General features: G+C 64.7%; 26 protein-coding genes. 10 read left to right on the forward strand and 16 right to left on the reverse strand.

What is annotated here, in order from left to right; all coding sequences use genetic code 11:
* Positions 1–46 precede the first annotated feature (46 nt).
* Complete coding sequence (copC, locus tag NCR35_RS00290) at positions 47–418, forward strand: copper homeostasis periplasmic binding protein CopC (protein ID WP_250532566.1); 372 nt, start codon at positions 47–49, stop codon at positions 416–418.
* Positions 418–1,359: a CopD family protein gene (locus NCR35_RS00295; protein ID WP_250532567.1), complete on the forward strand. Its 942-nt coding sequence runs from the start codon at positions 418–420 to the stop codon at positions 1,357–1,359. Before copC ends, NCR35_RS00295 begins: the two co-directional genes overlap by 1 nt.
* Before the next feature lie 219 nt (positions 1,360–1,578).
* On the opposite strand, the gene glmS is transcribed toward NCR35_RS00295, so the two are convergent.
* The 5 genes from glmS to NCR35_RS00320 all read right to left on the reverse strand — a co-directional run bounded on the left by glmS (position 1,579) and on the right by NCR35_RS00320 (position 7,188).
* A complete protein-coding gene (gene glmS, locus NCR35_RS00300) occupies positions 1,579–3,396 on the reverse strand; it encodes a glutamine--fructose-6-phosphate transaminase (isomerizing) (protein WP_244847439.1) in 1,818 nt (605 codons plus the stop codon).
* 75 nt (positions 3,397–3,471) lie between these two features.
* Positions 3,472–4,833 (reverse strand): bifunctional UDP-N-acetylglucosamine diphosphorylase/glucosamine-1-phosphate N-acetyltransferase GlmU, encoded by a 1,362-nt coding sequence (glmU, locus tag NCR35_RS00305; RefSeq protein ID WP_250532568.1) that lies wholly within the window; start codon positions 4,831–4,833, stop codon positions 3,472–3,474.
* A gap of 97 nt (positions 4,834–4,930) precedes the next feature.
* The gene (gene ttcA / locus NCR35_RS00310) at positions 4,931–5,890 is read right to left on the reverse strand and encodes a tRNA 2-thiocytidine(32) synthetase TtcA (RefSeq protein WP_250532569.1); all 960 of its coding nucleotides are present in this window, start codon (positions 5,888–5,890) and stop codon (positions 4,931–4,933) included.
* Positions 5,887–6,288 (reverse strand): dihydroneopterin aldolase, encoded by a 402-nt coding sequence (locus NCR35_RS00315; protein ID WP_175938461.1) that lies wholly within the window; start codon positions 6,286–6,288, stop codon positions 5,887–5,889. Before NCR35_RS00315 ends, ttcA begins: the two co-directional genes overlap by 4 nt.
* A gap of 30 nt (positions 6,289–6,318) precedes the next feature.
* Complete coding sequence (locus tag NCR35_RS00320) at positions 6,319–7,188, reverse strand: SDR family oxidoreductase (protein ID WP_250532570.1); 870 nt, start codon at positions 7,186–7,188, stop codon at positions 6,319–6,321.
* Positions 7,189–7,201: 13 nt separating this feature from the next.
* Between NCR35_RS00320 and NCR35_RS00325 the strand changes: the two genes are divergently transcribed.
* Together NCR35_RS00325 and NCR35_RS00330 are read left to right on the forward strand one after the other, a co-directional pair.
* The gene (locus NCR35_RS00325) at positions 7,202–8,407 is read left to right on the forward strand and encodes a class I SAM-dependent methyltransferase (protein WP_250532572.1); all 1,206 of its coding nucleotides are present in this window, start codon (positions 7,202–7,204) and stop codon (positions 8,405–8,407) included.
* 10 nt (positions 8,408–8,417) lie between these two features.
* Entirely contained in the window at positions 8,418–8,612 is a 195-nt protein-coding gene (locus NCR35_RS00330; RefSeq protein ID WP_175940549.1) for a DUF2905 domain-containing protein, read from the forward strand.
* Positions 8,613–9,440: 828 nt separating this feature from the next.
* Here the strand turns inward: NCR35_RS00330 and NCR35_RS00335 are convergent.
* The 4 genes from NCR35_RS00335 to NCR35_RS00350 form a co-directional block, all read right to left on the reverse strand.
* On the reverse strand, positions 9,441–10,706 hold the full coding sequence (locus NCR35_RS00335; protein ID WP_250532573.1) for a multifunctional CCA addition/repair protein: 1,266 nt from the start codon (positions 10,704–10,706) through the stop codon (positions 9,441–9,443).
* Positions 10,703–11,326, reverse strand: coding sequence for a glutathione S-transferase family protein (locus NCR35_RS00340; RefSeq protein ID WP_250532574.1), 624 nt, complete (start codon positions 11,324–11,326; stop codon positions 10,703–10,705). Before NCR35_RS00340 ends, NCR35_RS00335 begins: the two co-directional genes overlap by 4 nt.
* Positions 11,327–11,338: 12 nt before the next feature.
* Positions 11,339–12,295 (reverse strand): complex I NDUFA9 subunit family protein, encoded by a 957-nt coding sequence (locus NCR35_RS00345; RefSeq protein ID WP_250532575.1) that lies wholly within the window; start codon positions 12,293–12,295, stop codon positions 11,339–11,341.
* Positions 12,296–12,417: 122 nt separating this feature from the next.
* Entirely contained in the window at positions 12,418–14,385 is a 1,968-nt protein-coding gene (locus NCR35_RS00350) for a lytic transglycosylase domain-containing protein (RefSeq protein WP_250532576.1), read from the reverse strand.
* 8 nt (positions 14,386–14,393) lie between these two features.
* On the opposite strand from NCR35_RS00350, the gene NCR35_RS00355 reads away from it, so the two are divergent.
* Positions 14,394–15,026: a 5-formyltetrahydrofolate cyclo-ligase gene (locus tag NCR35_RS00355; protein ID WP_502801633.1), complete on the forward strand. Its 633-nt coding sequence runs from the start codon at positions 14,394–14,396 to the stop codon at positions 15,024–15,026.
* A gap of 7 nt (positions 15,027–15,033) precedes the next feature.
* On the opposite strand, the gene NCR35_RS00360 is transcribed toward NCR35_RS00355, so the two are convergent.
* On the reverse strand, positions 15,034–15,546 hold the full coding sequence (locus tag NCR35_RS00360) for a winged helix DNA-binding protein (protein ID WP_175938477.1): 513 nt from the start codon (positions 15,544–15,546) through the stop codon (positions 15,034–15,036).
* Between the two features lie 178 nt (positions 15,547–15,724).
* Between NCR35_RS00360 and pxpB the strand changes: the two genes are divergently transcribed.
* The 5 genes from pxpB (at position 15,725) to NCR35_RS00385 (ending at position 20,003) form a co-directional block, all read left to right on the forward strand.
* A complete protein-coding gene (gene pxpB, locus NCR35_RS00365) occupies positions 15,725–16,378 on the forward strand; it encodes a 5-oxoprolinase subunit PxpB (RefSeq protein WP_250532578.1) in 654 nt (217 codons plus the stop codon).
* Positions 16,375–17,406 (forward strand): 5-oxoprolinase subunit C family protein, encoded by a 1,032-nt coding sequence (locus NCR35_RS00370; protein ID WP_250532579.1) that lies wholly within the window; start codon positions 16,375–16,377, stop codon positions 17,404–17,406. The genes pxpB and NCR35_RS00370 overlap by 4 nt, the downstream gene beginning before the upstream one ends.
* Positions 17,407–17,446: 40 nt before the next feature.
* Entirely contained in the window at positions 17,447–18,193 is a 747-nt protein-coding gene (gene pxpA / locus NCR35_RS00375; RefSeq protein ID WP_250532580.1) for a 5-oxoprolinase subunit PxpA, read from the forward strand.
* Positions 18,194–18,330: 137 nt separating this feature from the next.
* A complete protein-coding gene (locus NCR35_RS00380; protein ID WP_175938485.1) occupies positions 18,331–19,050 on the forward strand; it encodes a DUF969 domain-containing protein in 720 nt (239 codons plus the stop codon).
* A complete protein-coding gene (locus tag NCR35_RS00385; RefSeq protein WP_244847454.1) occupies positions 19,047–20,003 on the forward strand; it encodes a DUF979 domain-containing protein in 957 nt (318 codons plus the stop codon). Before NCR35_RS00380 ends, NCR35_RS00385 begins: the two co-directional genes overlap by 4 nt.
* Positions 20,004–20,024: 21 nt before the next feature.
* On the opposite strand, the gene NCR35_RS00390 is transcribed toward NCR35_RS00385, so the two are convergent.
* The 6 genes from NCR35_RS00390 to NCR35_RS00415 form a co-directional block, all read right to left on the reverse strand.
* A complete protein-coding gene (locus NCR35_RS00390) occupies positions 20,025–21,236 on the reverse strand; it encodes a TraB/GumN family protein (RefSeq protein ID WP_250532581.1) in 1,212 nt (403 codons plus the stop codon).
* Positions 21,181–22,185: a peptide ABC transporter ATP-binding protein gene (locus tag NCR35_RS00395; protein WP_250532582.1), complete on the reverse strand. Its 1,005-nt coding sequence runs from the start codon at positions 22,183–22,185 to the stop codon at positions 21,181–21,183. The genes NCR35_RS00390 and NCR35_RS00395 overlap by 56 nt, the downstream gene beginning before the upstream one ends.
* Entirely contained in the window at positions 22,182–23,213 is a 1,032-nt protein-coding gene (locus NCR35_RS00400; protein WP_250532583.1) for an ABC transporter ATP-binding protein, read from the reverse strand. Before NCR35_RS00400 ends, NCR35_RS00395 begins: the two co-directional genes overlap by 4 nt.
* A 1-nt stretch (position 23,214) precedes the next feature.
* A complete protein-coding gene (locus NCR35_RS00405) occupies positions 23,215–24,132 on the reverse strand; it encodes an ABC transporter permease subunit (RefSeq protein ID WP_250532584.1) in 918 nt (305 codons plus the stop codon).
* A 90-nt stretch (positions 24,133–24,222) separates the two neighbouring features.
* Complete coding sequence (locus tag NCR35_RS00410) at positions 24,223–25,233, reverse strand: ABC transporter permease subunit (protein WP_175938496.1); 1,011 nt, start codon at positions 25,231–25,233, stop codon at positions 24,223–24,225.
* 124 nt (positions 25,234–25,357) lie between these two features.
* The gene (locus NCR35_RS00415) at positions 25,358–26,989 is read right to left on the reverse strand and encodes an ABC transporter substrate-binding protein (RefSeq protein ID WP_250532585.1); all 1,632 of its coding nucleotides are present in this window, start codon (positions 26,987–26,989) and stop codon (positions 25,358–25,360) included.
* Positions 26,990–26,992 lie beyond the last annotated feature (3 nt).

The raw sequence follows: 26,992 nt of genomic DNA on the forward strand, positions 1-26,992 counted from the left end.
CAACGAACGGCTCGCAACCTCCAACATTTCGTACGAAAAGGTAAGCATGAGAAAGGTGATCAACAAGGGCCTCGCGCCTATTCTGGCGACGGCGGTCCTGGGGCTGCCCGTTGCTGCGTCGGCGCATGGAAAGCTCGAAAGCGCGACACCCGCGGCAGGCAGCACGGTCGACGCCCCGCCCGACGTGTTGCGCTTGAGGTTCAACGAAAACGTCGAGTCCTCGTTCAGCGCCATCAAGGTCTTGAATGCGGCCGGTGCATCGGCGACGAACAAGAAGGCGACGATCGACTCGACGAACCCCCGGGTGCTCGAGGTTTCGTTGCCCAAGCTGGAATCGGGCGTGTACACCGTGCAGTGGAGCGTAATGACGAGTGACTCGCACAGGACCAAGGGCACCTACACTTTCACGGTGAAGTGATGAACGACGGTTTCCTCGGCGTGCTACGACTGACGCTGGTCGTCCTGCAGAACATCGGCTTTGCGGCGCTGGTGGGTGCGCTGCTCTGCGACAGGTGGCTTCTTCGGAGCGCATCTCACTGGCAGGCAGACGTCGGCAAACGGCTGATGCTCGCCGCGCGGCTGGCATGCCTCGCATCGTTATTGTTCAGTACTGCGGCATTCTGGATTCACTGCGCATTGATGAGCGAATCGACACTTGCCGAAGCCGGACCAGCGGTCTACATGATGCTGAGAGAAACGGGGTATGGCCATGCGTGGTTTGCAGCGGGCTTGCTCGGCTTCGGGGCGCTCGTGCTGTTGTCGTTGCCGCCGACGACGCGCGCCCGACGGATGCCCGTCGCTTGGCTGTGTATTGCCGGAGTCGCGCTGGCAAGAAGCAATACCGGGCACTCCGTCGACGCAGGCTTCTTCTCGCTGCGCGTCTGGGCGGATTGGATCCATCTCCTCAGCATCAGCGTATGGGTTGGGCTCGTGATCGCAACGAGCTATGTTGTCGCTCCGCGCCTTGTGTCTGCGGAGGAGACGGACCGTGAGAACGGCGCCTCGTTCATCCAGACGCTATCCGACACCGCTACGGTCTCGCTCGTCGTCCTGTTCGCGACAGGCGCATATAACGGGTGGCGCAGCATAGGAAGCCCGGCCGGCTTCATCGCATCAGCTTATGGGCAAATCCTTTTGTTGAAGCTGGGGCTTGTCCTGCTCGCGGCCGCTCTCGGGGGGCACAATCGATTCTTCGCGATGCCGCAACTGCTCGCCTCGCTCCACGGAGGCAGCCTGCGCCAAGTCGCTCTCGCGCTGAAGCGCTTCTCGAGGGTATTGCATCTCGAGTCAATCGTTCTTGTGACGGTGCTCATCGCTGCGGCAGTACTGGGATCGAGTCCGCTGCCAGGCACAGCGTGATCGACGCCTTCGCATTGTTCGTCCGCTGGGGCGGTGCTGTTGCTTAGTCCTCGGGCTGTGCCAGAGCGGGTGCGAAGTTCCTGCTGCAATTTCTTTCGCATGACTGAGTATGCGGCGCGCCCTCGCCTCGAACGCCAAGGATTTGGCAACCGAGAACGAGGACCGAATTGCGTGCAAAGGGAGAAGCGTTTATCTCTAAACGCTTCTATTTCTCCAAACTCACTCCACCGTCACCGACTTCGCCAGATTGCGTGGCTTATCGACATCGGTCCCGCGTGCGCAAGCCGTGTGATACGCGAGCAGCTGCAGCGGCACGACATGCAGAATCGGCGACAGCGCCCCGTAGTGCTCCGGCATGCGGATCACATGAATCCCGTCCTCGCTGACGATGCGCGTATCGGCATCCGCGAACACATACAGTTCGCCGCCACGCGCGCGCACTTCCTGCATGTTCGACTTCAGCTTCTCCAGCAGCGCGTCGTTCGGCGCGACGGTGACAACCGGCATCGCCTCGGTCACGAGCGCGAGCGGTCCGTGCTTCAGTTCGCCCGCCGGATACGCCTCGGCGTGGATATACGAGATCTCCTTCAACTTCAGCGCGCCTTCGAGCGCGATCGGATAATGCAGCCCCCGCCCGAGGAACAGCGCATTCTCCTTGCGCGCGAACTCTTCCGACCACGCGATGATCTGCGGCTCCAACGCCAACACGCTGTTCAGCGCCGCAGGCAAGTGACGCAACTGACCGAGATACGCCGCTTCCTGCTTCGCATCGACGCGGCCGCGCATCTTCGCCAGCGTCACGGCCAGCACGAACAGGCCGACGAGCTGCGTCGTGAACGCCTTGGTCGACGCCACGCCGATTTCCGTCCCCGCGTGCGTCAGAAACGCGAGTTCCGTCTGGCGAACCATCGCGCTCGTCCCCACATTGCAGACAGCAAGCGTATGCGCGTGCCCGAGCGATTGCGCGTGCTTGAGCGCGGCGAGCGTATCGGCGGTTTCGCCCGACTGCGAAATCACGACGACCAGCGCCTTCGGATTCGGCACCGATTCGCGATACCGGTACTCGCTCGCAATCTCGACTTGCGTCGGAATCTTCGCGATGGATTCGAGCCAGTACTTCGCCGTCAGCCCCGAGTAGTAGCTCGTGCCGCACGCGAGAATCAAGAGACTGTCGATGCCGGCGAACACGTCGCCCGCTTCCTCGCCGAAGAGACGCGGCTCGAAACTGTCGGCTTGCGGAATGGTGTCCGTGATCGCGCGCGGCTGCTCGAAGATCTCCTTCTGCATGAAATGGCGATACGGCCCGAGTTCCACCGCGCCGCCGTAAGCCGTCACGACGCGCACTTCGCGCTCGGCGGGCAGGCCGTCGCGGTCGGCAATCTTCACGCCGTCGAGCGAGATCTCGACGACATCGCCTTCTTCCAGAAACGCGAAGCGGTCCGTACTGCCGGCAAGCGCGAGCGCGTCCGATGCCAGAAAGTTCTCGCCCTGGCCCACGCCCACCACGAGCGGCGAACCCTGGCGCGCGCCCACCACCGTATGCGGCTGATCCTTGTGCATCACCGCGATGGCATACGCGCCGTGCAGTTGCTTGACGGCCTCGCGCACGGTCTGGAACAGATCGCCGCGATACATGCTGTGAATCAGATGCGCGATGACTTCGGTATCCGTCTGCGACACGAACTCGTAGCCCTTGTCGCGCAGCATCGTGCGCAGCGACTCGTAATTCTCGATGATGCCGTTATGCACGAGCGCGACGGTATCGCGCGAAAAGATCGGGTGCGCGTTGTCGGTGACCGGCGCGCCGTGCGTCGCCCAGCGCGTGTGCGCAATGCCCGTCATGCCGCCTATGCCGGTTTCCCGCACCTGCGCGTCGAGATCCGACACGCGCGCGACGCTGCGCGCCCGGCGCGGCTCGCCGTTGCTCAGCACGGCCACGCCGCACGAGTCGTAGCCGCGATATTCGAGCCGCCGCAATCCTTCGACGAGCACCGAGACGATATTCCGTTGCGCAACCGCGCCGACAATTCCGCACATGGCGTTATTCCTTTGATGTCAAAACCGAACGCACAATGAAAAAAGGCCGAGCCTTCCGGCCCGGCCTCGCGCGCTTCATACTTTCTTCTTGGTCGGCCGGATGTAGTCCGTCTTGCTGACCTGGCGCTTTTCGTTCAGCACCAGTTCGCCTTCGCCGACATCCTTCCAGACGGTCGTGCCCGCCGCGATGGTCACGCCGCGCCCCACGCGCACCGGCGCCACGAGCTGCGTATCCGAGCCGATGAACACGTCGTCGCCGATCACGGTGCGATGCTTGTTCGCGCCGTCGTAATTGCAGGTGATCGTGCCCGCGCCCACGTTCACGCGCGCCCCGATATCCGAATCGCCGATGTACGTGAGATGGTTCGCCTTCGAGCCGCGGCCCATCACCGCGTTCTTCACTTCGACGAAATTGCCGACATGCGCTTCGTCGCCGAGCACGGCGCCCGGACGCAGCCGCGCGTACGGTCCGAGCACGACGTTCGCGCCGGCCGTGCCGCCTTCGATATGCGTGTACGCATCCACGCGCGTTCCCGCGCCGATCGACGCATCGCGGATCACGCAGTTCGGCCCGATGCTCACGTTGTCGCCAAGCGTCACGCGGCCTTCGAACACGCAGTTGACGTCGATGGTCACGTCCGCGCCGCATTCGAGCGTGCCGCGCACGTCGATGCGCGCCGGATCAGCGAGCGTCACGCCCGCGTCCAGCAAGGCATACGCGACGTTGCGCTGATGAATGCGCTCCAGTTCTGCCAGTTGCACTTTGCTGTTCACGCCGAGCGTTTCCCATTCGGCGTCCGGCTGCGCGGTGACGACCTCGACGCCCGCTTCGATCGCGCGCTCGACCACGTCCGTCAGATAGAACTCGCCTTGCGCGTTGTCGTTCTTCAGCGACGCGAGCCATTGTTCGAGCGTGCGCGTCGGCGAAACGACGATGCCCGTGTTGATCTCGGTAATGCGCCGCTCCGCTTCGCTCGCGTCTTTCTGCTCGACGATCTTTCGCACCGCGCCGCCCGCGTCGCGCACGATGCGCCCGTAGCCGGTCGGATCGTCCACCGCCACGGTCAGCACGCCGTAGCGTTCGGTCCCGGCGGCATCGAGCAGACGCTTCAACGTGCTGGCGCGCGTGAGCGGCACGTCGCCGTACAGAACGAGCGTCGGCACGGAAGAAACAAGAAGCGGCAGCGCCTGCTGTACGGCGTGTCCGGTGCCGAGCTGCTGCTCCTGCACGGCGAATTGCACGTCGGGCGCGCCGACGGCTTCGCGCACCTTCTCGGCGCCGTGTCCGACCACCACGACGAGGCGCGTGGGCGACAGCGTGCGCGCCGTGTCGATGACATGCGCGAGGAGCGGCCGGCCCGCCAGAGGATGAAGGACTTTCGGCAGGGCGGAGCGCATGCGCTTGCCCATGCCGGCAGCCAGAATCACGATGTTCATCGCTTGAGTTCTGCAGGTTTCAGGTCGCGCCAATATAGCATGCGAACTTTTTCGAAAACGCCCGTGAAAGCCGCGCCGCGTCTCGTGCTACGCGCTTTCACAGATCGTCGAACTGAACAATTGAAATGGCGTTTCGCGATGCTGACGGTTCGCTTGCGCACGGTTCTTCGTCGAACGCGATATCGCCTTGTGGATCGGCCTCGCCGGTGGCGCGCAGGCTCGCGAACGGAAAGAGGGCGGGATCCATCAGATGCGACGGCACGACGTTGGAAAGTGCATTGAACATGTTCTCGACGCGGCCCGGGAAACGCTTGTCCCACTCGCGAATCAGCGCCTTCATCTCGGCGCGCTTCAGGTTCGGCTGACTGCCGCAGAGATTGCACGGAATAATCGGGAATTCGCGCAGTTCGGCGAATTTTTCGAGGTCCGTTTCCTTCACATAGGCGAGCGGACGAATCACGACGTTCTTGCCGTCGTCGGATTGCAGCTTGGGCGGCATGCCCTTCAGCTTGCCGCCGTAGAACATGTTGAGCAGAAGCGTTTGCAGAATGTCGTCGCGATGGTGCCCGAGCGCAATCTTCGTCGCGCCCAGTTCGCCCGCCACGCGATACAGAATGCCGCGCCGCAGCCGCGAGCACAGCGAACACGTGGTCTTGCCTTCCGGCACGAGCCGCTTGACGATGCTGTACGTGTCCTGATTCTCGATATGAAACGGAATCTCCAGCTTGGCTAAATACTCGGGCAGCACGTGCTCGGGAAAGCCCGGCTGCTTCTGATCGAGATTGACGGCGACGATGTCAAAGTCGATCGGCGCGCGCTCGCGCAGGCGCATGAGGATGTCGAGCATCGCGTAGCTGTCCTTGCCGCCGGACAGGCAGACCATGACCTTGTCGCCCTGCTCGATCATGTTGAAGTCGCCGATCGCCTGCCCGACCTGACGCGCGATCCGCTTGAAGAGCTTGTTGTTCTCGTACGCTTCTTTCTGCTGTCGCCTGGTCAACGCCTCGCGCGCGGGCTTCTGCTCTTCTGCGTGTTCCATGGCTTCACGCGCGTTCATGCTCGTTCCTCTTTGATGCGAAAGACTTCGACGCCCACCGCGTCGCAGTCGGGATAGACGTCGGGCTTTTGCGTCGATACCGCGACCGCGCGCACGTTCGGATGCGCGAGCAAGGCGGCGGCGACGTCGTCGCACAGCGTTTCCTGTAGATGGATGTGGCCGCGATTCACGCGCGCCGCGATGGTCGAGCGCATGAAGTCGTAATCGACCACTTCGGAGAGCTTGTCCGCAACGGGCGTGGACAGCGCGAGCGGCACGAACAGCTCGACGTTGAACACCACGCGCTGCTCGCCGCGCTTTTCGAAGTCATGCACGCCGATATTGATGCGCACTTCGTAGTTGCGCAGAAAAAGCCGCCGGCAATCGGTCAGCCGGGGATGAGAAAGTGCGGCAAGCATGGCGTTATCCAATAGTTATCGCGGCGCGGTTCAGGTTTTTGCCGCGCCGATCATGTACATCACGTCGCGCGGGCTCGGCACGAGATGCTGGCCGCCATCGACCACGAGCGTCGTGCCGGTCACGCCGTGCGCGTTCGCCAGATAGCACGCGGCCTGCGCCACGTCCGCAACCGTCGATGCGCGCTTGAGCGGCGTCACGCGATGCGCCGCTTCGAACGATTCGGGCGTCTGCGCGGCGGAGATCAGCGTGAGGCCCGGCGCGAGTCCGACCACGCGCAGTTTCGGCGCGAGCGCCTGCGCGAGCGCGACGGTGGCCGTGTCGAGCGCCGCCTTCGTCAGCGTGTAGGACAGGTAATCCGGGTTCATGTTGTAGAGCTTCTGGTCGAGCACGTTGATGACCACGGCGCGCAGCGATTCGTCGTCTTCGGCGGCATCGGGCGTGGCTTCGTGCAGCGTGCGCGCGAGCGTGAGCGGCGCGGCGACGTTGACGGCGGTCATCTGCATGAGCTTCGCGTAGCCGAAGTCGGCGGCGGTGTCTTCATCGAAACGCGACGCGCAGTTGACGACGCAATGCAAAGCGCCGAAGGTTTCGACGCACGCCGGCACGAGCTGCGCGACTTCGGCTTCGATGCCGAGATCCGCGTTCAGCGCCACCGCGCGCCGCCCGAGCGACTCGATTTGCGCGACGGTTTCGCGCGCTTCCTGCTCCGAGCGGCCGTAATGCACGCCGACGTCCCAGCCCTGACGCGCGAATTCCAGCGCGATGCCCCGCCCGATGCGCTTTCCCGCGCCCGTCACGAGCACGGCGCGCCCGCGCTGCGTGGATGACGCCGGCGACAGCGGCGCATTCGCGCCCGAAGACGGCGAATTGGCGGGAGAAAGCGGCGTGGAGGCGCTCATTTACAATACTGGGATGAATCCGAATCGACCAACCGATAGTTTACCTGCTCCCGGCCCCGACGCGCTCGCGCAATCGGCGGCGCTGACTGAAGTGATCCGCGAACGCATCGCGGCGGCGGGCGGCTGGCTGCCGTTCGACCAATACATGGAACTTGCGCTTTACGCGCCGGCCCTCGGCTACTACAGCGGCGGCGCCATGAAATTCGGACGGCGCGCCGAAGACGGCAGCGACTTCATCACCGCGCCGGAGTTGTCGCCGCTCTTTGCGACGACGCTTGCGCGCCCCATCGCGCAGGCTTTGCAGGAGAGCGGCACGCGGCGCGTGATGGAATTCGGCGCGGGCACGGGCAAGCTCGCGGCGGGTTTGCTGACGGCGCTCGCCGACCTCGGCGTGGAGATTGACGGTTACGCGATAGTCGATCTGTCCGGCGAGCTGCGCGAGCGTCAGCGCGCGACGATCGAAGCGCAAGCGCCTGCTTTCGCCGCGAAGGTCGAATGGCTGGGCGCGCTGCCCGATGCGTTCGAAGGCGTGGTGGTCGGCAACGAAGTGCTGGACGCGATGCCGGTGCGCCTCGTCGTGCGCAAACTGGGCGCGTGGCACGAACGCGGCGTCGTGATGCAGGACGAAGGCTTCGCTTTCGATGATCGCGCGGTCACGCCCGATGCGCAGATCGAGCTGATCGACGCGGCCATCGACGAGGCGAACGACGACGAGCCATTCACCGAATATCTGACGGAGACGCACGAGGCCGCGCTCGCGTTCACGAAGACGGTTTGCACGATGCTCAAGCGCGGCGCGGCGTTTTTCATCGACTACGGCTTTCCGCGGCGTGAGTTCTATCATGCACAGCGCGCGACCGGCACGTTGATGTGTCATTACCGGCATCGCGCGCATGCGGACCCGTTCCTTTATCCTGGATTGCAGGATTTGACGGCGCACGTCGAGTTCACGGGCATCGCGGAGGCCGGCGTGGAAACGGGCGCGGATTTGCTCGGCTTTACGTCGCAGGCGCGGTTTCTGATGAATGCCGGCATCACCGATGTGCTCAGCGCGCTCGATCCTGCGGACGTGAAGCGATTCCTGCCTGCGGCGAATGCGGTGCAGAAGCTGCTTTCGGAGGCGGAGATGGGCGAGCTGTTCAAGGTAATCGCGTTTTCACGCGGCATCGAGGGGACGCTCGATGCCTTCGCTGCGGGCGATCGGTCGCACGCGTTATGAGGCTGCGGTCATGATTCGCTGGGTAGTCACGACGTTCATCGCGCTTGCGATTCTTTCCGGGTCGATGCCTTGGCTCAGGAAGTTTGGCATTGGACGGTTGCCCGGGGATTTTACTTTGCGGATTTTCGGGCGGGAGTATTCGTTTCCGTTTATGTCCACGGTGGTGATTTCTATTTTGCTTTCTTTGATTGCTCGGGCGCTTTGATTGTTTGCCTTTCGGCGTGGCGCGGCTGGCTCGGCTAGCTCCGTAATAGCGCTTTGGTTTTCTGCCGCTTTGTTTCGTGAAACTTGTATTCGTGTCGGTCTATTAGCGTTGCCCCTCCCCGGGGCGGGGGTCACTTTCTTTGCTGCTGCAAAGAAAGTAACCAAAGAAAGCAGCTTTTTTTTGGCCCGCAGCAGCAAAAGCGTGGTCACTTCGCAGAACGGCATTGGCCCTCAGCTTGAATCAACCCTGAATCACCTTCCGCGCCCGCTGAGCGCCACGTCCTCCGAGCCCCTTGGCTCGATAAAACCAGTGGGGCACTCCGCATCACTGAACAACAAAGTCAACGAGAACCCCTACCCTAAGCGCGGAGGGACGCGGCGCGTATATGCACGCGCTCGTCGCCGATCGCGGTCCTTTATCGATTTGGTTGCGCTCGCTGATGCTTGCTTGGTTTGCTTGGCTTGCCTTGGCTTGACTCGCGATGTGTCTACTTCCGCGCAGAGCCGTTGTGTCCTGTTGGTTTTATCGAGCCAAGGGCTCGGAGGACGTGGTGGTCAGCGGGCGCGGAAGGTGATTCAGGGTTGATTCAAGCTGAGGGCCAATGCCGTTCTGCGAAGTGACCACGCTCTTGCCGCTGCGGGCCAAAAAAAAGCTGCTTTCTTTGGTTACTTTCTTTGCAGCAGCAAAGAAAGTGACCCCCGCCCCGGGGAGGGGCAATGCTAATAGACCGACGCGAAATCAAGTTCACTAACGAACGAACGAACGAAAGAAAGAAAGAAAGAAAGAAAGATAGGACAACGCACCACCCGCCCAACACGAACCCAAAGTTCAAGAAGAAGAACAAAGCGCCCCCGAGCGGCCCCCGCTCAACACCCTAGCGACCGCCTCCACCCGCGCCTCATGCACCGCATCCTTGATCCGTGAAGGCTCATGCGCAAACCGCTGCGCCACAGCCCCAGCATCGACGGACCGCGCCGCCACGAGCGCCTCCCGCAGCCGCTCCGCCTGCGGATACTCCGTCTGCTCGAGCCCGAGCCGCCCGCGCGCATCCGCGACACACGCCTGTAGCGCCTCGGCAAAGCGCGCCGGCTTGCGCAGCGCATCGGTGCGTTCGAGAAGCCGCACGAGCGCCGCCGCGCCCATGTCCATCACGCGATGAATATTGCCGTGCTCCCGCGCGACGAGCAGCGCCAGATCGCGGCATTCGTTCGGCACGCGCAGGCGTTCGCACAACGGCTTCAGCAAATCGACACTGCGTCCCTCGTGACCGAGATGCCGCGGCAAGATATCGTCCGGTGTGGTCGCCTTGCCGAGATCGTGCGTGAGCGCGGCAAAGCGAACCGGCAGCGCATAGCCCTGCGAGGCCGCATAGTCCACCACCATCATCACATGCACGCCGGTGTCCACTTCCGGGTGATAGTCGGCGCGCTGCGGCACGCCCCATAGCGCATCGACCTCCGGCAGAATCCGCGCGAGCGCGCCGCAGCCGCGCAGCACCTCGAACATGCGCGACGGCCGCTTCTCCATCAGCCCGCGCGAGATCTCCTGCCACACGCGCTCGGGGACGAGCGCATCGACTTCGCCGGCTTCGACCATCTTCTTCATCAACGCTTCCGTGTCCGGCGCGACGGTGAAGTCCGCGAAGCGCGCGGCGAATCGCGCGAGCCGAAGTATCCGCACGGGATCTTCGATGAACGCATCGCCCACATGCCGGAAACGCTTCTCGCTGAGGTCGCTCTGTCCGTCGAACGGGTCGATCACCGGGCCGGTCAGTTCGCCCGCCGCGTTGACCTCGCGCGCCATCGCGTTGATCGTGAGATCGCGGCGCGCCAGGTCCTCCTCCAGCGTCACATCCGGCGAATAGTAGAACTGAAAGCCGTGATAGCCCGCCGCCGTCTTGCGCTCGGTCCGCGCGAGCGCGTATTCCTCGTGCGTCACCGGATGCAGGAACACCGGAAAGTCCTTGCCGACCGCCTTGTACCCTTGCGCGACCATCTGCTCGGGCGTCGCGCCGACGACCACGTAATCGCGATCCACCACCGGCACGCCCAGCAACGCGTCGCGAATCGCGCCGCCTACCGCGTAGATATTCATCGCGCGTCGTCCTTCCGTGCGTCGTCGATCCACGCGGCCACGGCGGGCAACGCCGTCACGCGAGCCGCGTACTCGCGCGCGGACTCGCTGATGGCGGGCGCATATGAGTTGAAGCGCATGACGACCGGCGCGAACATGGCGTCCGCAATACTGAAGTCGCCGAACAGGAACGGCCCGCCCGACTGCGCGACGCAGCGGCTCCAGATCGCGTCGATCCGCGCGATATCCGCGAGCGCACCGGGCGTCGCGCCGATGCCCGGCTCCATCGCCGTGATGTGCATCGGCATGTTCTGGCGCAGGTCGGCGAAGCCCGCGTGCATCTCCGCGCTGATGCTGCGCGCGTGCGCGCGGGCGGCGGCATCGCGCGGCCAGAGCGCGTGCTGCGGATACCGCTCGGCAAGCGTTTCCATGATGGCGAGCGATTCCCATACGGTCTCGCCGCTATCGGTGATAAGGCACGGCACTTTGCCCGAGGGCGTCACATCGAGAATCTTCGCCTTGGTGCCGGGCTGGCCGAGCCGGATGAGCACTTCATCGAACGGAATGCCGAAATGCCTGAGCAGCACCCAGGGACGCATGGACCAGGAAGAGAGATTCTTGTCGCCGATAACGAGTTTCATGCGGTCTGAAAATCAACGGTGCGCCGTGGCGCGGAAAGTATTGAAGCGCGAGCGCGGCGACATGCCGGTGAGATACAGCGGCGCGATCGCCTCGATGCTCGCCGGCTCGCCGATGCCGAGTTCCGGCGCAAGCGGCCCGCTCGCGATGCTCGGCGTCCTCATCGAATCGAGGTTGTCGCGCGACATCAGCGGTTCGCCGGGCGCCATTTCCAGCGTCATCGCCTGAAGGCGGCCGAGACTCTCGGGCAGCTTGACGATGCGCGCATGTTTGCCGATGGTCGCGCCCGCGAAGCGCACGAGTTCCGCGAGCGTATAGACGGCGGGGCCTGCGAGTTCGTAGACCATGCGGTTCGCGGCGTCGAGGTCGAGCACGTTGACGATGGCCTTCGCGACATCGCCGACGAAAACCGGCTGGAATTCTGCGTCCGCGCACGCGAGCGGAATCACCGGAAACAGCCGCTCGAGGAAGGCAAACTGGTTGAGCAGATTGTCCTCGGGACCGAACACGACCGAACTGCGGAAAATGGTCCAGTCGAGGCCGGACTCGCGAACCTGCTTCTCGCCATCGCCCTTCGAGCGCAGATACATGCTCGGACCTTCCGAGTCCGCGCCGATCGCGCTCATATGAATGAGCCTGCGCACGCCCTTCGCCGCGCACGCCGCGACGATCTTGCGCGGCAGTTCGACATGCGCTCGCGCGAACTCGGGGCCGTACGGATCGCCGCGCCGCCCCTGCAACACGCCGACGAGATTGATGACCGCATCGGCTTCGGCGACGAACGCGGCGAGCTTGATGGGATCGTGAACATCGGTTTCGAGCACGTCCACGGGCAGTAGCGTCAGATGCGCGGCGTTCGAGCGACGGCGCGTCGCAATCCGCACGTTCTTGCCGAGATCGACCAGCGCGTTGACGAGATGGCTGCCGATAAAGCCGGAGCCGCCGATGATCGCCACGTTCTGATGTTGCATGTTCGCCTCTTGTGTCGCGGCTGTCCGCTTGCGCTGACGAATGCGGGGCTAGAGGTAAGGACGAGCCGCCGCGCGTGCTTCCGATGAACGGATGGCCGAGCGCGGCGTGGCGTGAAGCGCGCTTACGGCGCGATATAACCCAGCCGCGCCTTCAGCGATTGCGGACGGCCTTCGAACAGCGCCGCGTAGTACACGGTGTTCGACAGCACGTTCTTCACGTAATCGCGCGTCTCGGAAAACGGAATGGTTTCAGCAAAAACCGCGCCCTCGACCGGCGCGCGCAAATCCTGCCGCCATTGGCGCGGCCTGCCCGGACCGGCGTTGTAGCCGGCGGTGGCGAGCACCGGCGAGTTGTCGAACTGATTGTAGATCATCGACAGGTAGTTCGTGCCCAGCAGAATGTTGGTGTCGATGTCGTTCATCTGCGCGCGCGACAGCGACCCGAGACCGATCTTCTTCGCGACGAGTTGCGCCGTGCCGGGCATCAACTGCATGAGGCCGCCCGCGCCCACTTCCGAGCGCGCATTGATGATGAAGCGCGATTCCTGGCGAATCAGACCGTAGGCCCATTCGGTGTCGAGCCCGGTGCTTTGCGCGTCGCGCTCGACGATCTCGCGGAATGGCGAGAGATACCGCAGCGTGAAATCGTGCTCGGTCTTGGTCTTGTCGGCGGTGTTCACCGTGCGGTCGTACAGCTCGATGCGCTTTGCGTATTGCGCGGCGGCAAGCAACTGACGGTCGGTCATGCTGCGCAGCGGCCAGTTCCATTCGCGATTGCCCTCAAGCCGCATGTTGAGCGCATAGAAACGCTGCGACAGCGCGAAGCCCGGCACCGACTGCATCTGCGCGATCTCGGCGTCGGAGACGGTCGTGCGCGGCGGCAGCGTGATCTTTTGGCCGAGCTCTTCCAGCGCGAGCTGGCCGTAGAAGTTGTATTGATCCGCGATGCTCTGGAATTCCTGACTGGCCGTGGCCGCGTCACCCGCCTGCTTGACGGCGCGCGCGTGCCAGTAGACCCACGCGGGCTGGCTGCGCAGCGTGGGCGGCATCTGCTCGATGGACCAGCGGACCATGTTCCAGTCGCCCGCGAGCAGCGCGCTGCGCGTGCGCCATTCGTACGCCGGATTCGACAACGGCGCATTCGCCGACAGCCGATACCAGTCCGCCGCCGACGGCATGCGCTTTAGCGCCGCCTGATAGCCGATGGTGCCCCAGCCGATCGCGCGCTCGGCTGGCGTGAGGCCCGGCGCGACGGAACTGAACGTGGCCGCGGCCATCGCCGGATCGTTGCGCGCGAGGCGCGTGATCGCGAGCAGCGTCAGTTGATGCGCCGGCGTGTTCGGCATGACGCCGCGCGCCAGATAAAGCGGCGGCTTGTTGACGGCGTTGTCGAGGAGTTCGGGCTTCGGCCGTTCCTGGCCGAGCGCATCGACGATATTCGCGCCGGTCGTCGTGTAGTTTTGCTCGTAGGCGAGGCGGATCTGCTGCCAGATGTCGTCGCTCGTGAACTGGCCGGACTCCGCGAGCGCCGCGATCAGATCCACGCAGCCGTCGCCGTACCATTTCGGATCGACGAGCAGCGCGCGCGCGGCCTCCGCGATGTTCTCGCCGCGCGACTGCCGCGCTTCGAGCGCATAGCATTTGACCTGCGTGTCGTCGTTCAACACGAAGCGCGAATACTGCTGCTCGAAGTTGCGCCAGTCGTGACGGCCGCCGAGCACCACGAGGTAGTCGTTGCGCATGCGGTCGGCAATGGCCTGGCCGTCGTAGCGTTGCAGGAACGAGAGCACCGGCGCGTCGGGCGCGTCGGGGCGCGCGTGGCCTTGCGCATCGAAAAGCTGCGGCTTGATCGTGAAGTATTCGACGTAACCCGGCGCCGGGTAATTCGGAATCTGCGCGGCGAGCGCGGCGGCACGGCCGGCATCGTTCGCGCGGGACGCCTCGCGCAACTGCATGAAGACGCGGTCGTCGGGGGACGGCGAAAAGTCGGCGTCCGGGCGCACGGCCGAGGCCGTGCCGCAGGCGACGAGCGTCGCGGCGGCAAGGGCGTAACCGACCGCAAGATATACTCGGTTGAAGCGTTTTGACATCGTTATTACTGGAGCGCGAGGTGGTCCAAAGATCGGTTGAAAGCATAGCACGCAACGTTTGCGCGGAACCTGTCCGCGCGGAGCCGAAGAGCGCCCTGCGCGCCACGCTGCTCGCGCGCCGCGAGGCGCAGGCCGAAGGCCCGGCGCAAACGGCGCGCAACGCGGCGCTGGCCGAGCGGCTGCGCGCGCTGCTCGATGAGCGCGCGGTCCGGTGCATCGGCTTTTACTGGCCGGTGGCGGGCGAATTCGACGCGCGCGCGGTCATCGCGGATTGGCTCGCATCGGACGATGCTCGCGAAGCCGCATTGCCGGTCGTCGTGCAGCCGCATGCGCCGATGGCCTTTCACGCATGGCACGCGCAATCGCCGATGAAGCCGGGCCGCTATCGCATTCCCGTGCCGGAAGAAGAGAGAGTCGTCGTGCCGGAATTGCTGCTCGTGCCGTGCGTCGGTTTCGATGCGGACCGATACCGCCTCGGCTACGGCGGCGGCTATTACGACCGCACGCTCGCCGCGTGGCCGGTCGCGAAGAAGCCGGCGACCATCGGCATAGCGTATGAAATGGCCAAGCTCGGCGCGCTGCCGCGCGAATCGCACGACATGCCGCTCGATGCGATCGTCACCGAAGCGGCCCGCTACTGAGCCGCGCCTAGAGCGACGCCGCCGCGCGCGCGGCGGTGTCGTAGAGGCCGGATGCATTGCGCATCAGTTGCGCCGCCTCGCCGATCTGTTCGTTGGTCAGCCGGCTTTCGCGCAGCGCGGAAATCAGGCAGCTTTCCCGCACTTCGCGGTACTTGCCGCACAGCTCGCGGCCCGCCGGCGTCGTCGTGAAGAACACTTCCTTGCCGGCCTTTTCGCTCGTCACATAGCCGCGCGTCACGAGTTTCTTGAGCGCGTAGGTCGCCACATGCGTGTCCTCGATATTCAGCACGAAGCAGATGTCCGCGAGCTTCTTCTTGCGGTCGCGGTGGTTCACGTGATGCAGCAGCGACACTTCCACCGCCGTCATGTCCTTCGCGCCCGCCGCCGACATGCAGCGCACCATCCATCGGTTGAACGCGTTGCTCGCCATGATGAGCGCGTACTCGAATTCGGAGAGCTCGGCGCTGGTTTCGGAGACGAGGTGCTCGGACGACACGATCTTGGTTGGCTGACGCGACATGGCGATGACCGTAGAAAAGTGCGTCGCAGTGTAGCGCAATGCGTTCGCGCCACACTCCAGACAAACGCGTATTGATAATTTCTTGATAATTTATTGACAATGTAACATTCTGAGACGGCGTCGCGAAAGCGGTCTTCCCAAGAAAACGCCGCCGTGCTCGAAGGACATACTCGAACGCATGACCAGACCACGAATTTATCCGCTCGGCGAAAGCGCGCTCGTCTGCGACGTCGCGCCGCCCGCCACGATCGAATGTCAGCGCCGCATCTGGACGCTCGCGGATTACGCGCGCCTGCTGCCGCATGTCGTGGAGGTCGTGCCGGGCATGAACAACCTGACGATCGTGTTCGATCCGCTCGAGGCCGACTACGCAAGCCTCGCGGCGCAACTCGACGCGCAATGGGACGTGGCCGGCCACGCCGACACGGAAGGCACGCAGATCGACATTCCGGTGCGCTACGGCGGCGACGACGGCCCCGACCTCGCGGCGCTGGCCGAGCACGTCGGCTTGTCGGTCGATGAAGTCGTGAAGCGTCACACGCAAGCCGAATACATCGTGTTCTTTCTCGGCTTCCAGCCGGGCTTCGCGTATCTCGGCGGGCTCGATCCCGCGCTGCACATGCCGCGCCGCCGCGAGCCGCGCCTCGAAGTGCCGGCGGGATCGGTCGGCATCGGCGGGGCGCAGACGGGCATTTATCCGGCGACCTCGCCGGGAGGCTGGCAACTGCTCGGCCGCACGGACGTGAAGCTCTTCGACCCGGCCCGCAATCCGCCGACGCTCATGCAGCCCGGCGACCGCGTGCGCTTCATCCCGGTGGAGGTGCGCGCATGATCGACGTGATTCGCGCGGGCGTGCTCTCCTCGGTGCAGGATCTCGGCCGCCCCGGTTACCGGCATCTCGGCGTGAGTTCGGGCGGTGCGCTCGATGCGCTGTCGCTCGAAATCGGCAATCGCATCGTCGGCAACCGGCCGGATGCGGCGGGCATCGAAGTGACGTTCGGGCCGACCGTGCTGCGCTTCAAGCGCGCGACGCGCATCGCCATCACGGGCACGGACTTCGGCGCGACGCTCGACGACATGCCGGTCTATTCGTGGTGGAGCCTGCCCGTGCGCGCGGGCCAGGAACTGACGCTGCGCGCGGCCAAGCGCGGCATGCGCTGTTACGTGTGCATCGCGGGCGGCATCGACGTGTTGCCGATGCTCGGCTCGCGCAGCACCGATCTCGGCGCGTGCTTCGGCGGACTCGGCGGACGCGCGCTGCGCGACGGCGATCGCTTGCCGGTGGGCGTGCCGCAGCCGCACAAAGGCATCGCGTTTTCGCCGGAAGAACCCGCGTTCGGCGTGAAAGCGCCCGCGTGGTGCAAGTTCGTGCTCGTCGATGAACCCGTGCGCCGCGGCCGCCACGCGCCCGGCCACGCGTGGGCCGCGCCGATTCGCGTGCTGCGCGGCCCGGAGTACGCGAGCTTCACCGACGAGTCGCAGCGCGACTTCTGGGACGACGAATGGACCATCACGCCGAACAGCAACCGCATGGGCTTCCGGCTCGCGGGCACGCCGCTGGAACGCCGCGCGAAGACGGAACTGCTCTCTCACGCGGTGCTGCCCGGCACGATTCAGGTCCCGCCGAACGGCCAGCCGATCATCCTGATGGGCGACGCGCAGACCACGGGCGGCTATCCGAAGATCGGCGCGGTCATCAAGGCCGACTTGTGGAAGCTCGCGCAAGTGCGGCTGAACGGCGGCGTGCGCTTCGTCGAGACATCGGTGGAGGAAGCGCGCCACGCGCTCGCCGAAGAGCGCCAGTACGTGAGCCAGGTGGAAACGGCCATCGCGATGCACGAAGAACGCATCGGGCGATGAAGGACAACCCAACGCAACGACTACCTCAAACGACATCATCATGCAGATCGATCTGAACGCCGATCTCGGCGAAGGCTGCGGCTCCGACGAAGCCCTGCTCGACCTCGTCAGCTCCGCGAACATCGCGTGCGGCTGGCATGCGGGCGGCGCGACTGCCATGCGCGACTGCGTGCGCTGGGCGGTGCAAAAGGGCGTGGCGATCGGCGCGCATCCGAGCTTCAACGATCCGGAGAACTTCGGCCGCAAGGAAATGGACCTGCCGCCCGACGAAATCTACGCGGGCGTGCTGTATCAACTCGGCGCGCTCGCGGCCATTGCGAAGGCGGAAGGCGGGCGCATCGCGCATGTGAAGCCGCACGGCGCGCTCTACAACCAGGCGGCCAGGACGCCGGAAATCGCGGATGCCATCGCTGCCGCCGTGCGCGACTTCGATCCGTCGCTGCTCGTCTTCGGTCTCGCCAATAGCGGCCTGATCGATGCGGCTCGGCGCGCGGGGCTCGTCGCCATCGAAGAAGTGTTCGCGGATCGCGGTTATCGCGCGGACGGTTCGCTCGTGCCGCGCAAGGAGCCGGGCGCGCTGCTCGACGACGAAGACGCCGTGCTCGAACGCACGCTCTCGATGGTCCGCGACCAGCGCGTGCAGGCCGTCTCGGGCGACTGGGTGCCGCTCAACGCGCAGACCATCTGCCTGCACGGCGACGGCGAGCACGCGCTGGCGTTCGCCCGGCGCATTCGCGGCGCGCTCGCGGATGCGGGCATCGGCGTTCGCGCCGCTCGAGCCGCCTGAGCCTTTTTTGGAGCATCGAACGCCCCGCCTTGCCGGGGCGTTTTAGCAAGCGGCCGCAAGAGCCGCCCGTCGTTCGCTGTCACCACGCGCTCGCATCGAGGCGCGATGTTTGAATCGACAAACCGTTTGGAGATCTCATGGCAACCGCAGTCAATTTATGGCCGCTCATCGGCGTGGCCGTCATCATCGTGGGCTTCGTGCTGCGCTTCAATCCGATGCTGATCGTGGCCGCCGCCGCGATCGTCACCGGCCTGGCGGCGCACTTCCCGCCCGAGCGCATTCTCACCGCGATCGGCAGCGGCTTTCTGAAGACGCGCAATATTCCGCTCATCATCCTGCTGCCGCTCGCGGTGATCGGCCTGCTCGAACGCCACGGGCTGCGCGAGCGCGCGCAGATCTGGATTTCGAGCATTCGCGCGGCGACGGCCGGACGCCTCTTGATCGTCTATCTGCTCGTGCGTGAGTTGACGGCGGCGGTCGGGCTGACCGGTTTGGGCGGTCATCCGCAGATGGTGCGGCCGCTCCTCGCGCCGATGGCCGAAGGCGCGACCGAAGCGCGTCACGGCAAGCTCTCGGACGCCGTGCGCTTCAAGCTGCGCGCCTACGCGGCGGCGACCGACAACGTGGGCCTTTTCTTCGGCGAAGACATCTTCGTGGCGTTCGGCGCGATCGTGCTGATGGTCACGTTCCTGAAGGAAGCGGGCATTGTCGTGGAGCCGATGCACGTCGCCGTCTGGGGCATCCCGACGGCCATCTGCGCGTTCCTCATCCACGGCTTCCGGCTGTGGCTGCTCGACCGCCAACTGACGCGCGAACTCGACGCACTGACGCGCAACGTCGCGGGAGAAAAGGCATGACGCTCACCATCAACTATCTGTTCTATCTCGTCGGCATCGTGCTCGTGGTCGTCGCGGGCATGATCCTCACGGACAAGTCGCATCCGCGGCGGCTTTCGGCCGGCACGTTCTGGCTCGTCTATGCGCTGATCTTTCTGATCGGCGACTGGCTGCCGGTATCGGTCGTCGGCGTGCTGGTCGTGGCGATGGCGCTGATCGCGGGCTTCGGCGGCGTCACCGGCGCGAAGCCCAAGATGCTTTCCGAGGAAACGCGCCGCCAGAGCGCCGTGCGTCTCGGCAACAAGCTCTTCGTGCCCGCGCTGACGATTCCGGTCGTCACCGTGATCCTCACGCTCGGCGCGAGTCATCTCGTGTTCGGCGGCAAGCCGCTGATCGAACTGAAGAACGTGACGCTGATCGGCTTTGGCATCGGCTGCGTGATCGCGTTGGCGGTGGCGTGCGTGATGACGCGCGATACCGTCGGCCAGTCGATGCGCGAGACGCGCCGCCTGATCGACGCGCTTTCATGGGCCGCCGTGCTGCCGCAGATGCTCGGCATGCTCGGACTCGTATTCTCGGATGCGGGCGTCGGCAAGGCCGTCGCGCACGTCACGACGGCTTACGTGAACATGGATTACCGGCTCGTCGCGGTGGCGGTGTACTGCATCGGCATGGCGCTGTTCACGATGGTGATGGGCAATGGCTTTGCCGCGTTCCCCGTGATGACGGGCGGCGTCGGCGTGCCGATTCTCGTCGGCGTGTTCCACGGCAATCCCGCGACGATGGTCGCCATCGGCATGTTCTCGGGCTACTGCGGCACGTTGATGACGCCGATGGCCGCGAACTTCAACATCGTGCCGGCCGCGCTCCTGGAGTTGCCGGACAAGAACGCGGTCATCAAGGTGCAGGTGCCCACCGCGCTGACGTTGCTGATCGTGAACATCTTCTTGCTGAACTGGCTGATGTTCATTTGACGCGGCGGTCGCGCTTGATTGTCAGGCAGGCGCGACCACGAACCCGCGCTTTCTCAGCAACTCCAGTACGCCGCGCGGCCCGCCGAGATGCAGCGCGCCGATGGCCACGAACACCGGCTTGTCGGGCGCGGCGAGCTGCACCATCCGCGCGACGAAGCGCCGGTTGCGCTCGTAGACCACGCGGTTGTCCACCTGCGCGGCGAGCGCCTTCGACCGCGCGAGCTTGCTGCTTTTCGCGTCGTCCCAGGCTTTCAGCGCGTCGGCATCGCCAATACGCCATAGCCGATGCAGCTCCTTCACGTCCGCGATGTTCTCGGCCGGCGTCTGCACCAGATCTTCCGCGAGCATTTCGCGCTGCTGCGCGGACGTGAGCCGCGTGAACGTCGAAATCTGCTCGTTCAATGTCTCCAAGCCGACGATCTTCCCGCGCACGCGCAGATAGACGTTCTGCAATTGCGCCTCGGTGCCGTACTCGCTCTGGAAGCCGGCCTTCAGCGTGTCGTAGGTTTCGATCAGCATCGACGCGAGCCACGGACGCGTATGCCGCAGTTCCTTGAGCGCCGCCGGATTGCTGCGCATGCGCGCTTCGACTTTCTTCCACATCGAATCCGGCAAATAGTCGATCAGACATTCGCTATGGCACATGCCATAGCGGTTCACGTCGTCTTGCGACGACAGGAGTTCGTCCGGGGAGATTTCGAGCGCGAGTGTCGGCGACGCATAGAGCGCCGCGAGAATGGGCTGGCGGAAAGGCTGCTCGGGCGGATAGTCGCTCGAAAAGCCGACGTGCAGCGTGCCGAGCACGTAGAGCGTCGTCGCGCCCTTCGTCGCGACATAGAACGGCATGTGCGGCGGCTGCGCGCGCACGGGGCCGCTCGCCGTGGTGCCGTTGCTGCGATCCACGCGCGACGGCTGCGCGGGCGAATCGGGGACGTCGGTCGCGCTGGCCTCGCCGGCGGGCTGCGGCGTGCCGCCCGGCGGCGCACGCGATCCGGTGACGGCGAAACTCGCGGTCGACACGCTGACGCAGACCGCGAACGCCAATGTTGACGCCATGAGCTTGCGTCGAGCGCGAGCGGACAACGCCGCGACCCACAGCGCCGCGCAGACCGCGAGCGCCGCCGCACTCGATGCAACGCGGCGCGCCCGGTCAGCGACCGGCCGCGCCGCCTGCAATTCAGGCGTCGCCTTCACCGACCTCCTCGGCGCGGTGGCACGAGACCTGACGGCCATCGACCATCCGCAGCGCCGGCTCCTCGACGCGGCACCGCTCGATCGCATACGGGCAACGCTGGTGGAACGTGCAGCCCGACGGCGGATTGAGCGGCGAGGGCATCTCGCCTTCCAGCTTGATCTTGATGCGCCGGTCTTCCTCGAAGATCGCGGGCGTCGCGGACATCAGCGAGCGCGTGTACGGATGCCGTGGATTCGCGAAGATCGTCTTCTTGTCGCCCAGCTCGGCGATGCCGCCGAAGTACATCACCATCACGTCGTCGGCAATGTGCTCGACCACCGACAAGTTGTGCGAAATGAACACGTAGCTCGTGCCGAACTGCTGTTGCAGGTCCATGAACAGATTGAGAATCTGCGCCTGAATCGACACATCGAGCGCCGACACGGGTTCGTCCGCGACGACGATCTGCGGATCGAGAATCATCGCCCGCGCGATCGCCACGCGCTGCCGCTGCCCGCCCGAAAACATGTGCGGATAGCGCGACGCGTGTTCGGGCCGCAAGCCGACCGTGCGCATCATTTGCGCGATGCGCCCGGCGCGTTCCGTCGACGAGAGCTTAGTGTTGATGGCGAGCGGCTCGCCGAGCGTCTGCTCGACGGTCTTGCGCGGATTCAGCGATGCAAACGGGTTCTGGAACACCATCTGCACGCGCTGACGCAGTTCCGCGATTTTCGCCTTGCTCGCGCCCGCGACGTCCTCGCCTTCGATCAGCAGCCGGCCCGACGTCGGCGCTTCGATCATCGTCAATTGCCGTGCGAGCGTGGACTTGCCGCAGCCCGATTCGCCGACGACCGCGAGCGTGCGCCCGCGCTGCAATTCGAATGACACGCCGTTGAGCGCCTTCACCGTGCCTTGCGTGAACATGCTGCGCTTCACGGTGTAGTGCTTCGTGAGCCGGTCGGCGGCGAGCACGATGTCCTGCGTCTTTTCCTTCGGTACCGCGTTCATCGCGCGCCCTCCTCGACAATCTGCGCCTCGCGTTCGGCGCGCACCGCCTGCGCGACTTCCTGCGCCACATTCAGTGGCTTGATGCAGCGCGCGCGCACTGTCGCATCGCGCGCGTCTAGCTGATACAGATGCGGCCTGCCCTTCCAGCAGTCATCGACCACATACTTGCAGCGCGGCGCAAAGAGACAGCCGCTCGGCCGGTCGTCGCGGCCCGGCACCATGCCCGGCAGCGCCGCGAGACGCGCCGCGCCGCGGCTGTGCTCCGGAATCGCGGCGAGCAACGCCTCCGTGTACGGATGATGCGGCTCGCTGAAAATCGCCGGCACGTGGTTCGTTTCGATGATCTCGCCCGCGTACATGACCGCGACGCGCTGCGCGACCTCGGACACGACCGCCAGATCGTGCGAGATCAGCACGAGCGCCATGCCGCGCTCCTTCTGCAAGCGCACGAGCAGTTCCATGATCTGCGCCTGGATGGTCACGTCGAGCGCGGTGGTCGGTTCATCGGCGATCAGCAGCTTCGGATTGCACGCGACCGCCATCGCAATCATCACGCGTTGGTTCATGCCGCCCGACATCTGATGCGGAAACGTGTCGATGCGGTTCTTCGCGTCCGGAATGCCGACCTGGTCCAGCAGTTCGAGCGCGCGCTTGTTGAGCGCATCGCCGCGCAGGCCTTCGTGCAGCCGCAGCACTTCCTTGATCTGATAGCCGACGGTGTAACTCGGGTTCAGGCTCGTGAGCGCGTCCTGAAACACCATCGCGATGTCCTTGCCGATGATCTTGCGGCGAGCGCGCGCCGATGCCTTGAGCAAGTCGTGGCCGTCGAAGGTGATCTGATCGGCGGTGACCTTGCCGGGATGGTCGATGAGGCCCATCAGCGCCATCATCGTGACGCTCTTGCCCGAGCCGGATTCGCCGACGACGCCGACCACTTCGCCCGGCTTCACCGATAGGTTGATGCGATCGACCGCTTGCGTGCCGCCGAACGTCACTTGCAGGTTACGGATAGTCAGTAGATCGGTCATGTCATGCCATCCGTTTCAGTTTCGGATCGAGCGCGTCGCGCAGCCCGTCGCCGAGCAGGTTGATGACGAGCACCGAGACGAGAATCGAGAGGCCGGGCATCGTCACGATCCACCATGCGCTTTCGATGTAATCGCGCGCCGAAGCGAGCATCGCGCCCCACTCCGCAGCGGGCGGCTGCACGCCGAGGCCGAGAAAGCCGAGCGCGGCGGCATCCAGAATCGCCGATGAAAAGCCGAGCGTCGCCTGCACGATGAGCGGCGCGGCGCAGTTCGGCAGCACTTGCGAGAACATGAGCCGCGCGGTGCTCGCGCCCGCCACGCGCGATGCCGTCACGTACTCCTTCTGCAATTCGCCGAGCGCGGACGCACGCGTGAGACGCACGTAACCCGGCAGCGCGACGATGGCGATGGCGAGCATCGTATTGACGAGCCCCGGCCCGATGATCGCGACGACGGCCACCGCGAGCAGCAGCGACGGCAGCGCGAGCAGCACGTCCATCACGCGCATGATCGGCGTGTCGAGCCAGTGGAAGAACGCGGCCATGAGCCCGAGCACGACGCCCGGAATCAGCGCGAGCACCACGGACACGAAGCCGATCCAGAACGACAGCCGCGCCCCGTACATGAGGCGCGAGAGAATGTCGCGGCCCGCTTCGTCGGTGCCGAGCAGGAACATGCGGTTGCCGCCGTCGAGCCATGCGGGCGGAATCTTGACGTAGTCGCGATACTGCTCGATCGGGCTATGCGGCGCGATCAACGGCGCGAATATCGCGATGACGAGCAGCACGAGCACGATGATGCCCGCCGCCACCGCGCCGCGATTGCGCGAGAAGTTCGCCCAGAACTCGCGCGCCGCGACCATGCGGCCGGACGGCGGCGTCAATGCGCCGGGCGGGATATTGTTTTGAACGTCAGCCATTCGTTATGCCTCGCGCCGAACCGCCTCGAATGAGGCATGCGCCCCCTTTGGGGGCAGCGAACAAGTGTGAGCGTAGGGGACCATGTTTCCTCAGCGAGTATGGCGAATGCGCGGATTCAACACGCCGTACAACAGATCGACGACGAGATTCACGACGATCACGAGCGTCGCGATCATCAGAATGCCGCCTTGCACGACCGGATAATCGCGGCGCGAAATGGCGTCGATGAGCCACTTGCCGACGCCCGGCCACGAGAACAACGTCTCGGTCAGCACCGCGCCCGCGAGCAGCGTGCCGACCTGCAACCCGATCACGGTCACGACCGGAATCAGCGCGTTGCGCAGCGCATGCACGACGACCACACGCAGCGGCGAAAGCCCCTTCGCGCGCGCCGTGCGGATGTAGTCCTCGCGCAGCACTTCGAGCATCGACGAGCGCGTCATGCGCGCGACGACCGCGAGCGGAATCGTGCCGAGCACGATGGTCGGCAGAATCAGATGCGAGAGCGCCGACGTGAACGCGCCTTCGTCGCTCGAAAAGAGCGAGTCGATCAGCATGAAGCCCGTGACGTGCGGAATGTCGTATTCCACCGCGATCCGGCCCGAGACAGGCGTCCAGCCGAGCTTCGCCGAGAAGAACATGATGAGGATCAAGCCCCACCAGAAGATCGGCATGGAATAGCCGGTGAGCGCGGTGCCCATGACGCCGTGATCGACCGCCGTGCCGCGCTTGAGCGCCGCCGCCACGCCCGCCGGCAAGCCGACGACGAGCGCGAAGATCATCGCGCAGATGGAGAGCTCGACGGTCGCCGGAAAGCGCGCCATGAATTCGCCCATCACGCTGGTGTTCGTGATGATGGACGTGCCGAGATCGCCCTTGAGCGCATGGCCGACATAATGGAAGTATTGAAGCGGTAGCGGCTGGTCCAGCCCGAGCCGCTTCATGGCTTCGGCGTGGGCCGCCGGGTCCACGCCCCGTTCGCCCATCATGACTTCGATGGGATCGCCCGGGATAAGGTGGATGAGCGCGAACGCGAGAATCGTAATGCCGATGAACGTCGGTATCACCATTCCTATGCGTCGCAAAACGAATCGGAACATGATCGCCCTTTGGTTCGTTCTTGGGGATAAATACGCTACCGGCGGCCGGATCGTTTCGACCCGCGCCGCCGGACGTGTTTCGACTAGTTATGGTTTAGTGCAAAAAGCATTCCGCCAGCAAGACTTACTGCAGGCCGACGCCATCGAAACGCACATAGCCGAGCGGCTCGATCTTCATGTTCGTCACCTTCTTGCTGACCGGCTGATAGACGGTCGAATGCGCGATCGGCGAGAACGGCAGTTGTTGCGCGAAGATCTGCTGCGCGTCGGTGTACGCCTTCGTGCGCGCGGCGACATCGGTGGTCGAGCGGCCCTTCACGACGAGATCGTCGAACGGCTTGTAGCACCACTTCGAGAAGTTGCTGCCCTTCACCGCGTCGCAGCCGAGCAGCGTGCCGAGCCAGTTGTCGGGGTCGCCGTTGTCGCCCGTCCAGCCGATCAAGAGCGCGTCGTGTTCGCCTGCGTGCGCGCGCTTCAGATACTCGCCCCACTCATACGACACGATGTTTGCCTTCACGCCGATCTTCGCCCAGTCGGCCTGAATCATCTCGGCCATCAGACGCGCGTTGGGGTTGTAGGCGCGCTGCACGGGCATGGCCCACAGCGTGATCTCGAAGCCGTTCGGGAAACCGGCCTTGGTCAGCAGTTGCTTGGCCTTCGCGGTGTCGTATGCGTTCGCCTTCAGGTTCTTGTCGTAGGACCACTGCGTCGGCGGCATCGGTGCGGTGGCCGGCTGGCCCGCGCCCTGATACACGGAATCGATGATCGCCTTCTTGTTGATCGCCATGTCGAGCGCGCGGCGCACGTCGGCGTTGCCGAGATTGCTCTTCGTCACGTTATACGCAACGTAGCCTTCGTTGAAGCCGGCCTGCGACGGCGTATCCACGTTCGATGCCGACTTCAGCGCCGCGATATCGCCCGGGCGCGGATAGCTCATCACCTGGCACTCGTTGCTCTTCAGCTTCTGCACGCGCACGGCGGCGTCCGGCGTGATCGAGAAGATCAGCTTCGAAATCTGCACCGCGTTCGGCTTCCAGTAGTCCGGATTGCCGTCGAAGCGAATGGTCGCGTCCTTCGTATAGCTGCGGAAGATAAACGGGCCGGTGCCGAGCGGATACTGGTTGATGTCCGCGGCCTTGCCGTCCTTCAGCAGCTTGTCCGCGTATTCGGCGGAGAGAATGGACGCGTACTCCATCGCCATGTTCTGAATGAACGGCGCGCTCACTTCCTTCAGCGTGAACTTGACGGTGTACGGGTCGACTTTTTCGATCTTCGAGATCAGCTTGTCGAGGCCCAGGTCCGTGAAGTACGGGAACTGCACGTTGTACGCCTTGCGGAACGGCTGGTTCGGGTCGAGCATGCGGTTGAACGTGAAGAGCACGTCGTCCGCGTTGAATTCGCGCGTCGGCTTGAAGTAGGACGTCGTCTGGAACTTCACGCCGTGACGCAGATGGAACGTGTACGTCAGGCCGTCCGACGAGACTTCCCACTTTTCCGCGAGACCCGGTTCCACTTTCGTGCCGCCGCGCTCGAATTCGACGAGGCGGTTATAGACGGTGAAGGTGTTCGCGGTGAAATCGGTGCCGGTGGTGTACTGCGCGGGATCGAAACCGGCAGGGCTGCCTTCCGAGCAGTAAACAAGCGTCTTGTTCGGGATTGCCGCGTTCGCGGCGCTCGCCGCGAAAAGCGTTGCCGTGGCGACGGCGCCCATGAGCGCCGACATGCGGGCGACTCGCAACAGGCCATTTTTCTTCATGTT

Source organism: Caballeronia sp. AZ10_KS36, assembly GCF_023631105.1.
In the GTDB taxonomy this organism is placed as follows: Bacteria; Pseudomonadota; Gammaproteobacteria; order Burkholderiales; family Burkholderiaceae; genus Caballeronia.

Bases quoted from the DNA above. Each gene is read 5' to 3' on its own strand.
- copC (WP_250532566.1), top strand. From the start codon at position 47: ATGAGAAAGGTGATCAACAAGGGCCTCGCGCCTATTCTGGCGACGGCG.
- NCR35_RS00295 (WP_250532567.1), top strand. From the start codon at position 418: ATGAACGACGGTTTCCTCGGCGTGCTACGACTGACGCTGGTCGTCCTG.
- glmS (WP_244847439.1), bottom strand. From the start codon at position 3,396: ATGTGCGGAATTGTCGGCGCGGTTGCGCAACGGAATATCGTCTCGGTG.
- glmU (WP_250532568.1), bottom strand. From the start codon at position 4,833: ATGAACATCGTGATTCTGGCTGCCGGCATGGGCAAGCGCATGCGCTCC.
- ttcA (WP_250532569.1), bottom strand. From the start codon at position 5,890: ATGAACGCGCGTGAAGCCATGGAACACGCAGAAGAGCAGAAGCCCGCG.
- NCR35_RS00315 (WP_175938461.1), bottom strand. From the start codon at position 6,288: ATGCTTGCCGCACTTTCTCATCCCCGGCTGACCGATTGCCGGCGGCTT.
- NCR35_RS00320 (WP_250532570.1), bottom strand. From the start codon at position 7,188: ATGAGCGCCTCCACGCCGCTTTCTCCCGCCAATTCGCCGTCTTCGGGC.
- NCR35_RS00325 (WP_250532572.1), top strand. From the start codon at position 7,202: ATGAATCCGAATCGACCAACCGATAGTTTACCTGCTCCCGGCCCCGAC.
- NCR35_RS00330 (WP_175940549.1), top strand. From the start codon at position 8,418: ATGATTCGCTGGGTAGTCACGACGTTCATCGCGCTTGCGATTCTTTCC.
- NCR35_RS00335 (WP_250532573.1), bottom strand. From the start codon at position 10,706: ATGAATATCTACGCGGTAGGCGGCGCGATTCGCGACGCGTTGCTGGGC.
- NCR35_RS00340 (WP_250532574.1), bottom strand. From the start codon at position 11,326: ATGAAACTCGTTATCGGCGACAAGAATCTCTCTTCCTGGTCCATGCGT.
- NCR35_RS00345 (WP_250532575.1), bottom strand. From the start codon at position 12,295: ATGCAACATCAGAACGTGGCGATCATCGGCGGCTCCGGCTTTATCGGC.
- NCR35_RS00350 (WP_250532576.1), bottom strand. From the start codon at position 14,385: ATGTCAAAACGCTTCAACCGAGTATATCTTGCGGTCGGTTACGCCCTT.
- NCR35_RS00360 (WP_175938477.1), bottom strand. From the start codon at position 15,546: ATGTCGCGTCAGCCAACCAAGATCGTGTCGTCCGAGCACCTCGTCTCC.
- pxpB (WP_250532578.1), top strand. From the start codon at position 15,725: ATGACCAGACCACGAATTTATCCGCTCGGCGAAAGCGCGCTCGTCTGC.
- NCR35_RS00370 (WP_250532579.1), top strand. From the start codon at position 16,375: ATGATCGACGTGATTCGCGCGGGCGTGCTCTCCTCGGTGCAGGATCTC.
- pxpA (WP_250532580.1), top strand. From the start codon at position 17,447: ATGCAGATCGATCTGAACGCCGATCTCGGCGAAGGCTGCGGCTCCGAC.
- NCR35_RS00380 (WP_175938485.1), top strand. From the start codon at position 18,331: ATGGCAACCGCAGTCAATTTATGGCCGCTCATCGGCGTGGCCGTCATC.
- NCR35_RS00385 (WP_244847454.1), top strand. From the start codon at position 19,047: ATGACGCTCACCATCAACTATCTGTTCTATCTCGTCGGCATCGTGCTC.
- NCR35_RS00390 (WP_250532581.1), bottom strand. From the start codon at position 21,236: ATGGCCGTCAGGTCTCGTGCCACCGCGCCGAGGAGGTCGGTGAAGGCG.
- NCR35_RS00395 (WP_250532582.1), bottom strand. From the start codon at position 22,185: ATGAACGCGGTACCGAAGGAAAAGACGCAGGACATCGTGCTCGCCGCC.
- NCR35_RS00400 (WP_250532583.1), bottom strand. From the start codon at position 23,213: ATGACCGATCTACTGACTATCCGTAACCTGCAAGTGACGTTCGGCGGC.
- NCR35_RS00405 (WP_250532584.1), bottom strand. From the start codon at position 24,132: ATGGCTGACGTTCAAAACAATATCCCGCCCGGCGCATTGACGCCGCCG.
- NCR35_RS00410 (WP_175938496.1), bottom strand. From the start codon at position 25,233: ATGTTCCGATTCGTTTTGCGACGCATAGGAATGGTGATACCGACGTTC.
- NCR35_RS00415 (WP_250532585.1), bottom strand. From the start codon at position 26,989: ATGAAGAAAAATGGCCTGTTGCGAGTCGCCCGCATGTCGGCGCTCATG.